Consider the following 11,649-nt stretch of genomic DNA (forward strand, 5'->3'; position numbering starts at 1 on the left):
GTTACATGCGCTCTGGCACATTAATTCCTAATAAGCCAAAGGCATTTTTTATAGTATTTGACACAACTTGAGATAGTTGTACTCTAAATACTTTTTCGGTGTCGCTATCTGCACCAAGAATAGATACATTTTGATAAAATGAATTGAATTCTTTTACCAAATCGTAGGTGTAATTTGCAACCAATGCCGGACTATGATTTTGTGCTGCATTTTGCACGACTTCTGGAAATAACTGTATTTGTTTTAAAAGTTCTTTTTCTTTTGAATGCAACACAATAGATTCGTTTATCTCTTTAGCATCATTTAAATCGGCCTTTCGTAAAATAGATTGAATTCTTGCGTATGTGTACTGGATAAAAGGCCCTGTATTCCCTTGAAAATCGATAGATTCTTTTGGATCGAATAATATGCGTTTTTTAGGATCTACTTTTAATATGTAATATTTTAAAGCACCCAAACCAATAGTTTTATAAAGTTCTTTTTTCTCTGCTTCAGAATAACCATCTAGCTTCCCTAACTCTTCCGAAATTTCTTCGGCAGTTGTTGCCATATCAACAATTAAATCATCTGCATCAACAACAGTACCTTCGCGACTTTTCATTTTTCCGCTAGGTAAATCTACCATACCATAACTTAAATGATATAAATTTTCGGCCCAATCAAACCCTAATTTCTTCAGAATTAAAAACAATACTTGAAAGTGATAATCTTGCTCGTTACCAACGGTGTAAACCATACCGCCAACATCTGGATAATCGTTTACACGTTGTATAGCCGTACCAATATCTTGAGTCATATAAACAGCAGTACCGTCTGCACGCTGTACAATTTTTTCGTCTAAACCGTCTTCGGTTAAATCGCACCAAACAGAACCGTCTTCTTTTTTATAAAAAACACCTGTTTTTAAACCTTCGGCCACAAACTCTTTTCCTAATAAATACGTATTGCTTTCGTAATAAAGCGTATCGAAATCGACACCTAAATTGTTATATGTTTGGTTAAACCCGTCGTAAACCCAATTATTCATTTTTTGCCAAAGCGCAACCACCTCATCATCGCCAGCTTCCCATTTACGCAACATATCTTGAGCTTCTAATAAAATTGGAGCTGTTGCTTTTGCTTCCTTTTCATCGGTACCAGAATTAATAAGGTTTTGTATTTCCTTTTTATATTCTTGGTCGAACTTCACATAGTAATTACCAACTAACTTATCTCCTTTTAAGCCTGTACTTTCTGGTGTTTCGTTGTTACCAAAACGTTTCCAAGCCAACATACTTTTACAAATATGTATACCACGGTCGTTTATAATTTGAGTTTTATAAACTTTTTTACCCGAAGCTTTTAAAATTTCGGCAACACTGTAGCCTAATAAGTTGTTTCGAATATGCCCTAAATGCAATGGTTTATTTGTGTTAGGTGAAGAATACTCTACCATAACAGCTTTTTCATTAGCCCCAGGAGATTCGAAACCAAATTGAGCATCATCTTTTACTGTATTGAAAAAATCGACATAAAAACTATCGTTTATTTCAATATTTAAAAACCCTTTTACAACATTAAATGCCTTTACATCGTTAACATTTTCAACCAAATAATTACCAATGGTTTCTCCTATTTGTACCGGATTTCCTTTTACAAAACGCAACATAGGAAAAATTACCACAGTAATATCGCCAGCAAATTCTTTTCTGGTAGCTTGAAACTCTACAGTTTCAATATCAATGCTATATTTAGCTTTTACAGCTTCTTTTACAAAATTTGTTAAGGTATTTTGAAGGCTCATTGCAAAGTGTTTTTAAGCTCGCAAATATAGTAAGTTTTTGTGGTTTTTATTTAACAGAATGAAGAACAAATAATTGATAAATTAAGAAAATTAAAACTCTAAGATGTTATATGATTTGCATTACAAATTAACATTTGTTAATAATTTCACATAAATTTTTAATTATATATAAAAATAACATCAGTTTGTTTATTTATAAACTATAAATTGCGGGCTTCACTTTATCGATGCTTTTCATCTAATTTATTAGCGTTAAAACGTAGAAATTAGAATTTAACTTTGCAATTTTCATTTTTTTGTTACGTAACGCTATTATAAATCCACTTTAAAGTGGTAAACTATTAAACAAGTATAATTTACAACTTTAAGCATTTGCCAAGTCCCTCAAAATCAAATGCCATTTACCATTATGGGTAAAATGTAATGAAACTATTTATGAGGATAAAATTTTTAATATTTTTATACTTAATTAACTTTATTGGATTCTCTCAAACAAAAGATGACGATATTGATACGCTCGCTATTGAACTTGCGTTTCAAGAACAAGATTCTCTTAAAGTTAAGACCTCTTTAAAGCTAATAAAATCACTTTACGATATCGGTTCTTATGACAGAGCATTACAATACGTTATTGAAAGTGAAAAATTATCTAATGCTTTAAATTACAAAGATGCACAAGCCGAAATAACTTATTACAAATCTTTAATTTACGATAAAAAAGGTGATTATATCAATGCCATAAGCGGGTTCTCCAAAAGTAAAGATTTATTTATAGCACTTAATGACACCATTAGCATTGCTAAAGTTAATAACAGTATTGGTTTAATTGAAGTAAAAAAAGGTAACTACAAAAAAGGGTTACAACATACACTAGTTGCTGTTCAACATTTGCAAAATACACAACACTACGACGAATTAAATATAGCATACACCAATTTAGCCAATACCTATAATTATTTAAGTAAACCAGAGAAAGCTATTGAATATTATACGAAAGCATTAGATGTTCAAAAGTTATTAAATAAAAAGAGGGATGAAGTAGCCACAAACTTTAAATTGGCCGAACTATATTCGCTTAAAAAAGAATACAGAAAAGCTATTGAGGTTTACGAAAACATGCTTAATAACGATAGTTTAAGTCGTGAGGATCGTGCTCACCTTTACCCGAAACTTGGGGGTGAATATTTAAATTTTAACGATTTTGAAAATGCGTCAAAATACTTAATAAAAGGCTATAATTTAAATATAAATCAAAACAATTCAGCAGATTTTTTAATTGTTTTAAACCATTTGGGCGAACTAAATATTAATAAAAACCGGTTAATTATAGCCGAAAAACAATTAAAAAAATCGGGTATACTGGCTAAAGAACTAAAAAACGATAAAGAACTACTAAGGCATTATCTGTTAATGAAAAACTTAGACTCGATAAAAAAACGTTTTGATAGAGCCTACATTTGGCAACAAAAATATTATGAATTAAAAACCGTCCTATTAAAAAAACAACATCAGCTATCGAATCAAATTGCGACTTCTACAATTACCAATACTAGTTTATCAAGTTTTGATAGCTTGCTTCATGAAGCCGAAACTAAGCCCATTGTACAGCCTCTTGAAACCCATTATTCAAGTAACGAAAACTATGACAAATTAAAACTTTTATTTTATGGTGTTTTAGCTGCACTCGCCATAGTGTCTACCTTTTTAATTTTCATGTATTTAAAACGTAATAATACAATTAAATACACCCAAGAATTAGAGGAGAAAAATATAAAAATAGAATTACAAAACGAGGCTTTTTTAGAACAAACCAAACACCTTGAAAGTGTTAATAATGTAAAGGACAAATTATTTTCTATAGTATCGCACGATTTAAAAGATTCGCTATCATCAATTACAGGATTTATTGATTTACTAAGAGATGGTTCTCTTTCGCGTGACGAGTTTGAAAATCTTATACCCGAACTTAGCGAAAACGCTAGTAACGCGTCATTACTATTATTTAATTTATTAAATTGGTCTAAATCGCAAATGCAATCTTTAGAACCTAAACCAACACTGTTTGATGTTCAAGAGGTATTTAAAGAAAAAGTAAAAATTATTGAAAATCGCTTAGAAAACAAAGGCATTAATATTACAGACCTTTCATTACGTGATTTTGCTTATGCCGATAGAAGTATGGTAGAAATTGTAATCCAGAACCTACTCGCCAATGCATTAAAATTCAGTAAAATAGGCGATACCATTACGGTTTCAAACCATATAAGCGATGGAAATTGTATAATTAGTGTAGCGGATACTGGTGTAGGTATTTCAAAGGAAAACATTGAAAAACTATTTAAAAATAATTCGTTTACAACTATTGGTACAAATAATGAAAAAGGAACTGGCTTAGGCTTATCTATTTGTAAAGAATTAGTTGAACTAAATAATGGAAAAATTTGGGTTGAAAGCACCCTTGGAGTCGGTAGCACCTTTTATGTACAACTACCAAAAAACCGACCAACCAAAGACTAATTAACTTTTGGCAAAAACACTTCGGCCATCATACATCGTGCACTGCCACCTCCACAAGTTTCAATTGTAGATAAGCTGCTTGATAAAATAGTACAATGCTTTTCTATAGTTTTTGTTTGAGAAACTGTCAAAGCTTTATGGGCTGCTGCGCTCATAACTAAATAACGCTTATTGTTAGCTCCTTTTACTTGAAGCATGTTACCTGCAAATTGTTCAACTTGAGCTTCAGTTATATCAATAATTTCCTTTTTGTTTTCTTTTAAACTTTTTACAACAGCTTTTCGTTCCTTTTTGTCATCAATACAGCTTAAACAAATTACAGCAAAGGTTTCAGCTAAACACATCATTACATTAGTATGATAAATTGGCTTTCTTTGGTTTTCAATGGTTTGATAAGCAGTAAAAATTATTGGCGAATATTCGAAATCTTCACAAAATTCTATAAATAATTCTTCATCTGCTCTTGCAGACAAAGCACAGTAAGCCTTTCCGTTGGCTCTATCTAAAACGATGCTTCCTGTGCCTTCTAAAAAAACACCTTCATCTTCAGCACTTGTATAATCAATTATATTATTTATTAAAAAACCTTCGGCTTCTAGTGTTTCTAAAACATCCTCTCGACGTTCTAATCGGCGATTTTCTGCAAACATTGGGTATACGCCTACATTCCCATTTTCGTGAAACGACACCCAATTGTTAGGAAAAATAGAATCTGGAGTATCATTTTCTAGGCTATCACTAACCACAATAACCTTAACACCAACATCCTGTAACTTTTTTACAAAAGCATCAAATTCTTCTTGAGCAAGCGCATTGATAGCTTTATTTTCCTTTGATATATTTTCCTGAAAATAATTGTTTATGGCTGTTTCCTCGTTCATTCTGAAATTTACCGGACGAACCATTAATATGGTGTTTGTAATTTGCTGCATTTATCCTATGTATTACTTAATAAAAAATTTATCACTTTTTCCTATCAATTACGTAATCTACCATAAGCTTAAGTGAATTTTTATAAGCAGATTCCGGGTAAGTTTCTAGAATTTGAAGTGCTTCATTTTGAAAGGCTTTCATTTTATTAACGGCATAATCTAAACCGCCGTTTTCTTTAACATATGCTATAACTTCCTTAACTCGTTTCGTGTTTTTGTTATGATTTTTAACCGAATTTATTAACCATTTTTTTTCCTTTTTAGTAGCTTGATTTAGTGCATAAATCAAAGGCAATGTCATTTTTTGTTCTTTAATATCAATACCTGTTGGTTTTCCTATTTGGGTTTCTCCATAATCGAACAAGTCATCCTTAATTTGAAAAGCCATCCCAATGAGTTCTCCAAATTTTCGCATATTTTCAATATGCACAGAATTTGGCATCACGGAAGCAGCGCCTAAGCTACAACAAGCGGCAATTAAAGTAGCTGTTTTTTGGCGAATTATTTCATAATAAACGGTTTCGGTAATATCTAAACTTCTTGCTTTTTCAATTTGAAGCAATTCGCCTTCACTCATTTCGCGAACCGCAATAGAAATAATTTTAAGTAAATCGAAATCGTTATTATCAATAGACAATAATAGTCCTTTTGACAGCAAGTAATCTCCAATTAAAACAGCAATTTTGTTTTTCCAAAGCGCATTTACAGAGAAAAACCCACGACGCTGGTTACTATCATCAACCACATCGTCATGCACTAAGGTTGCCGTATGAATAAGTTCAATTACCGAGGCTCCGCGATAGGTGCGTTCGCTTATTTCGCCATCGGAAACCATCTTCGCAACCAAAAACACAAACATAGGTCGCATTTGTTTCCCTTTACGGTTAACAATATAATGGGTAATTCGGTTTAATAAAGCCACCTTACTCGACATAGAAAGTTTAAACTTTTTTTCAAAAAGTTCCATCTCGAAGGCAATAGGCTGTTTTATTTGTTCAACTATTTTCAAAGCAATTTCTTCTGGTTTGCACAAATCTAATAATAAAGTATAAATTCCTGCTAAAGGTTTAACAAAACTATATTTTAACATCTTAAAACATAAAATTCTCCCTGTAAAGCAACTTCAAAACAAACAATTACTAATGAGGTAGTTAACCCAATAAAATACTTTCAAAATTCAGTAAAAACGAAAAACATACACTTTTTACTCCTTTTTTTTATCCTTATATTTATGGTGTATAACTAACGTTAATTAATTCAAATACACCCTCTATGAAAAAAATTACTCTTTTTTACTTATTTTTAATTTGTGCTATTTCGGTAAATGCACAAACAGTAGTTTGGTCTTCTGACTCTGAAGACTTAACAGGATGGACAATTCAAGACTTTGATGCTGATGGATTTAATTGGGGAGTATACTCCGAACTTGAAGCTTATGGCTTTACAGGAAACTGTTTCTTATCTCAGTCTTACGATTGGACAAATGCTGTAGCCTTAACGCCTGAGAATGCTTTGTACTCTCCAACAATTACTATTCCATCTGATGCTGCAGTAATTACCTTTAAAATGAAGGCTGGTTCACCAGAAGCTACTTACTATGCAGAACAATATGCTGTATTAGTATATGATGTAGACGATACTGAAAGCGACGCTACTCCAATTTTTTCTGACACCTTAACCGAAGGTGGTGAAAACACCGCAAAAACTATAAGCGCAGAAATTCCAGCCGCCTTTGCATCGAAAAATATCAAATTTATAGTATATCACTTCGATACTACAGATGAGTTTGCATTAATTGTTGATGATTTTGAAATTACGTACTCTACGTCATTATCGGTTTCTGAGAATGCACTTAGCATCGCTAGAATTTTCCCTAACCCTGTAGATGATGTTGTTACTATTGATACAAACGAAACTATTGAAACGGCATCTGTGTATAGTCCAACAGGAAAACGCATTATTGAGATACAACCTAATGCTATATCAAATAATAAAATTGATTTATCGAATTTAGAAAGTGGTTTATATTTTATGACCCTTAAGTCTTTAACTAAATCAGCTACTGTAAAAATTATTAAAAACTAATTTTAGTTTAGAATTTACACAAAAAAAAGCTGCACTTGCAGCTTTTTTTTGTTTACACTTTTAAGCTTTATTAGCTAATTGCCCACAAGCGGCATCAATATCTTTACCTCGGCTACGCCTTACGGTAACCGTAATGTGGTTTTTTTCTAACACATCTACATACATATCAATTGCAGAAGATTGCGCCTGCTGAAATTCGCCATCGTCAATAGGATTGTATTCAATAATATTTACTTTACTTGGTGCAAACTTGCAGAAGTCTACTAACGCATCAACATCTTTTCTTTTATCGTTTATACCTTTCCAAACCACGTATTCGTAAGTAATTCTGTTTTTTGTTTTAGCATACCAATATATTAATGCTTCTCTTAAACTTGCTAATGGAAACGTAGCATTAAATGGCATTATGGATGTTCTTACCTCATCGATAGCGGAATGCAGAGAAACGGCGAGCTTAAACTTAACATCGTCGTCGGCCATTTTTTTAATCATTTTAGGCACACCAGAGGTTGAAACCACTATTCGTTTGGGTGACATACCGAGCCCTTCGGGCGATGTAATTTTATCAATGGCTTTTATTACATTATTGTAATTCATTAAAGGTTCGCCCATGCCCATAAATACAATATTGCTTAACGGGCGGTTGTGATATAAACGGCTTTCATTATCGATAGCCACCACTTGATCGTATATTTCGTCTGGATTTAGATTACGCATACGTTTTAAGCGTGCTGTGGCGCAAAATTTACAGTCTAAACTACAACCAACCTGACTAGATACACATGCCGTGGTTCGTGTTGTTGTTGGTATTAAAACAGATTCTACAATTAAATCATCGTGTAAGCGTACAGCATTTTTAATGGTTCCATCACTGCTGCGCTGCATTTGATCTACTTGAATATGATTGATTACAAAATTATTTTCTAACATTTCGCGTGTTTCTTTAGATATGTTTGTCATATCCTCGAAACTGTGCGCCGATTTTTGCCAAAGCCACTCGTACACTTGATTGCCACGAAAGGCCTTATCGCCTTGCGAAACAAAAAAATCGCGTAGTTGCTCTTTTGTTAATGCCCGAATGTCTTTTTTATTTGTTGCCATAAGTGATGCAAAAATAATGAAACCTATGTTTTATTTATTTATAACCCAAGTATAAATTGAAGTTAGCCTGTGCATTAGCGATTGAGGCATTGTTGGAGCTCTCTCAATTATTAAAATTGGGAAGCGACTGCCGAAAGCGCGACCGCGCCTAAACGCGGAAATGCCCAAAATAAACCAATAAAAAAGCCTTGAAAATTCAAGGCTTTATATGTTTTATAAAATTAACATGGCATCGCCGTAACTGTAAAATTTGTATTTTTCTTTAACCGCTTCTTCGTAAGCACGCTTTACAAAATCGTGACCAGCGAAAGCAGAAACCATCATTAACAACGTTGATTTTGGTGTGTGAAAGTTAGTTACCATACAGTTTGCAATACTAAAATCGTATGGTGGGAAAATGAATTTATTAGTCCAACCTTCCATTTCGTTTAGCATTCCACTTGATGACACCGAACTTTCTACGGCACGCATTACGGTGGTTCCTACAGCACAAACACGACGTTTTTCGTTTATTCCTTTATTTACAATATTTACCGCTTGAGAATCGATAGTGATTTCTTCGCTATCCATTTTGTGTTTCGATAAATCTTCTACTTCAACAGGGTTAAAAGTACCTAAACCTACGTGTAATGTTACTTCTGCAAAATTTACGCCTTTAATTTCAAGACGTTTTAACAAATGTTTTGAGAAGTGTAAACCTGCTGTTGGTGCTGCTACGGCACCTTCTTTTTTAGCATAAATAGTTTGGTAACGATCTTCGTCGTCTGGCTCGACACCGCGCTTAATGTATTTTGGTAGTGGTGTTTCGCCTAACTCGTTAAGTTTTAAACGAAATTCTCTATACGACCCATCGTATAAGAAACGTAATGTACGACCACGTGATGTTGTATTATCGATAACCTCGGCAACTAATGTATCGTCGTCGCCAAAGTATAATTTATTTCCAATACGGATTTTACGAGCAGGATCGACCAAAACATCCCAAAGACGTTGTTCTTCGTTTAACTCACGAAGTAAAAACACTTCAATTCTCGCTCCAGTTTTTTCTTTATTACCGTATAATCTTGCAGGAAACACCTTAGTATTATTCAGAATTAAAACATCATCTTCGTTAAAATAATCAATAAGATCTTTAAACATTTTGTGTTCAATGGTTTGATCTTTTCTGTTTAAAACCATTAAACGCGATTCGTCTCTGTTTTCTGCAGGATATTCCGCAAGTAATTCGCTTGGTAAATCGAAACCAAAGTTTGATAATTTCATGTGCTCGTTTTTAATTAATTTATGGCCTTTTAATACTTTAATCTATTTCAAAAAGAAGGATTAAAAAACTATGTTTTTATAGCAAAGTTGCAAATATACAATCTGAGCATAGGGGTTGTCAAGTAAAAGCGGAAATTTATTCTGATATTTTAAAACCAAGCGTTTTTAAATCGTCCCAAAAGGTTGGGTAGGATTTTGAAACCACCATGGCATCTTCAATAACTAATGCCGATTTTAAGGCTATTGGCGCGAATGCCATAGCCATTCTATGGTCGTTGTAAGTTGCGATTGAAATATTTTCTTTTATTTGAGATGAAGGTTTTAAATGCAGCGATTTATCTGTTATTTCAACCTCGCCACCTAGTTTTTCTATTTCGGTTTTAAGAGCCACTAACCTATCGGTTTCTTTAATTTTTAAAGTATGAAGCCCCGTTAAGTCACATGCTATACCTAATGCAAAACAAGTTACTGCAATGGTTTGCGCAATATCTGGAGCATTTTTAAGGTCTAACTCTAAGGTTTCTAAAGTTTTTTCTTCTTTAGATAAGGTTAAACTATTGCCATTAAATACCGATTTAACACCAAAATGCTTGTAAATATTAATTAAAGCAGAATCGCCTTGAAGCGAATTTTCTTTGTAAGATGAAATAGTAACTTGTGTACCAACTTCACTTAACGCTACAATACTGAAGTAATAAGATGCCGACGACCAATCGGACTCTACAACTAAATTGGTTTTTGTTGGTTTTTCCTTGTTTGGCTTTACTGTTATAACTTGACCAGAAAACGACGTTTCAACACCTATTTCTTCAAGTAAACTAAGCGTCATTTTTATATATGGAATTGACGTTATTTCGCCATCTAAAGTAAGCTCTAAACCATTTTCTAGTTTTGATGCTATTAACAATAACGCCGAAATATATTGGCTACTTACATTTGCCTTTAGAGTTACTTTACTTTGCGTAAGTTTTTTTCCTTTTATTTTAATTGGCGGAAAACCTTCGTTTTCTACATAACTTATTTCTGCACCTAAATCTTGTAAAGCTTCAACTAAAATTTTAATTGGACGCTCTTTCATACGTTTTGACCCTGTTAAAACAGTTTCTCGTCCTTCTTGTACCGAAAAAAACGCCGTTAAAAAACGCATAGCGGTTCCTGCATGATGAATATCGACAACCTTCGAATCTGTATTTAACGCATTCGTCATTAAATTACTATCATCGGAATTTGAAATATTATCGAGCTTTAAACTTGGATATAAAGCTTGTAAAAGCAATAATCTGTTTGATTCACTTTTAGAACCTGTTATTTGTATTGAAGATTGTTTGACTATTTTAGATTTTTGAAGCGTAATTTGCATGGTCTTATTTAACTTAAAAGTTGCAAATTTACTCGATAATACAGAGTAATACTAAGTAATTTTCTTTTTTTTAAATACTTAACAGATTTTTTACAAATGTTAGAAAATATGGCAGCATTTTATATCCGTTAGCCAATTTAGTCACTGATAAACTTCGACTGCGCTCAGCAATGACATTGAAGACATTTAATGTGTATTTTAGGAATAGTTGAAGATGAGATACTGAAACGAGTTCAGCATGACACCTTCAAATATTTATCCTATAAAATTCGTCGTCTATGTTATTTTAGCTTTTCGTTATTGTGATGACGATCGTGATCGCGTTTTCCTTTTTTATACATACGCTTATCGAAAGCGGCTTGCAAATCTACACCTGTTTGGTTTGCTAAACATAAGGTTACAAAAAGCACATCGGCGAGCTCTTCGCCTAAGTCTTTATCTTTATCGCTTTCCTTTTCGCTTTGTTCGCCGTAACGTCGTGCTATAATTCTTGCTACTTCACCAACCTCTTCGGTAAGTTGTGCCATATTTGTAAGTTCGTTAAAGTAGCGAACACCGTGCTCATTAATCCAATCGTCTACGTCTTTTTGGGCGTTTTTTATATCCAT

At 33.1% G+C, this 11,649-nt stretch carries 9 protein-coding genes; 2 read left to right on the plus strand and 7 right to left on the minus strand.

Going from position 1 to position 11,649, the window contains the following annotated elements:
• Window position 1: 1 nt before the first annotated feature.
• Complete coding sequence (argS, locus tag PW52_RS09740; protein WP_044632759.1) at window positions 2–1,783, minus strand: arginine--tRNA ligase; 1,782 nt, start codon at window positions 1,781–1,783, stop codon at window positions 2–4.
• Window positions 1,784–2,218: 435 nt separating this feature from the next.
• Between argS and PW52_RS09745 the strand changes: the two genes are divergently transcribed.
• Window positions 2,219–4,300 carry a tetratricopeptide repeat-containing sensor histidine kinase gene (locus PW52_RS09745; RefSeq protein ID WP_044632760.1) on the plus strand — a complete coding sequence of 694 codons (2,082 nt, stop codon included), beginning with the start codon at window positions 2,219–2,221 and terminating at the stop codon, window positions 4,298–4,300.
• Here the strand turns inward: PW52_RS09745 and ctlX are convergent.
• Together ctlX and PW52_RS09755 are read right to left on the minus strand one after the other, a co-directional pair.
• The gene (ctlX, locus tag PW52_RS09750; protein WP_044632761.1) at window positions 4,297–5,232 is read right to left on the minus strand and encodes a citrulline utilization hydrolase CtlX; all 936 of its coding nucleotides are present in this window, start codon (window positions 5,230–5,232) and stop codon (window positions 4,297–4,299) included. The two genes, PW52_RS09745 and ctlX, sit on opposite strands and share 4 nt — an antisense overlap.
• Window positions 5,233–5,263: 31 nt before the next feature.
• Window positions 5,264–6,241 (minus strand): polyprenyl synthetase family protein, encoded by a 978-nt coding sequence (locus PW52_RS09755; RefSeq protein ID WP_044632918.1) that lies wholly within the window; start codon window positions 6,239–6,241, stop codon window positions 5,264–5,266.
• 263 nt (window positions 6,242–6,504) lie between these two features.
• Between PW52_RS09755 and PW52_RS09760 the strand changes: the two genes are divergently transcribed.
• On the plus strand, window positions 6,505–7,317 hold the full coding sequence (locus tag PW52_RS09760; protein ID WP_044632762.1) for a T9SS type A sorting domain-containing protein: 813 nt from the start codon (window positions 6,505–6,507) through the stop codon (window positions 7,315–7,317).
• Window positions 7,318–7,377: 60 nt separating this feature from the next.
• Here PW52_RS09760 and rlmN read toward each other — a convergent pair whose 3' ends face one another.
• The 4 genes from rlmN to PW52_RS09780 all read right to left on the minus strand — a co-directional run bounded on the left by rlmN (window position 7,378) and on the right by PW52_RS09780 (window position 11,649).
• Window positions 7,378–8,418: a 23S rRNA (adenine(2503)-C(2))-methyltransferase RlmN gene (rlmN, locus tag PW52_RS09765; protein WP_044632763.1), complete on the minus strand. Its 1,041-nt coding sequence runs from the start codon at window positions 8,416–8,418 to the stop codon at window positions 7,378–7,380.
• Between the two features lie 213 nt (window positions 8,419–8,631).
• Window positions 8,632–9,681, minus strand: coding sequence for a tRNA preQ1(34) S-adenosylmethionine ribosyltransferase-isomerase QueA (gene queA / locus PW52_RS09770; RefSeq protein ID WP_044632764.1), 1,050 nt, complete (start codon window positions 9,679–9,681; stop codon window positions 8,632–8,634).
• Between the two features lie 136 nt (window positions 9,682–9,817).
• The gene (gene aroA, locus PW52_RS09775; RefSeq protein WP_044632765.1) at window positions 9,818–11,041 is read right to left on the minus strand and encodes a 3-phosphoshikimate 1-carboxyvinyltransferase; all 1,224 of its coding nucleotides are present in this window, start codon (window positions 11,039–11,041) and stop codon (window positions 9,818–9,820) included.
• A gap of 281 nt (window positions 11,042–11,322) precedes the next feature.
• Window positions 11,323–11,649 carry a nucleotide pyrophosphohydrolase gene (locus tag PW52_RS09780; RefSeq protein WP_044632766.1) on the minus strand — a complete coding sequence of 109 codons (327 nt, stop codon included), beginning with the start codon at window positions 11,647–11,649 and terminating at the stop codon, window positions 11,323–11,325.

The organism is Neotamlana sedimentorum (assembly GCF_000943565.1).
GTDB classification, from domain to species: Bacteria; Bacteroidota; Bacteroidia; order Flavobacteriales; family Flavobacteriaceae; genus Neotamlana; species Neotamlana sedimentorum.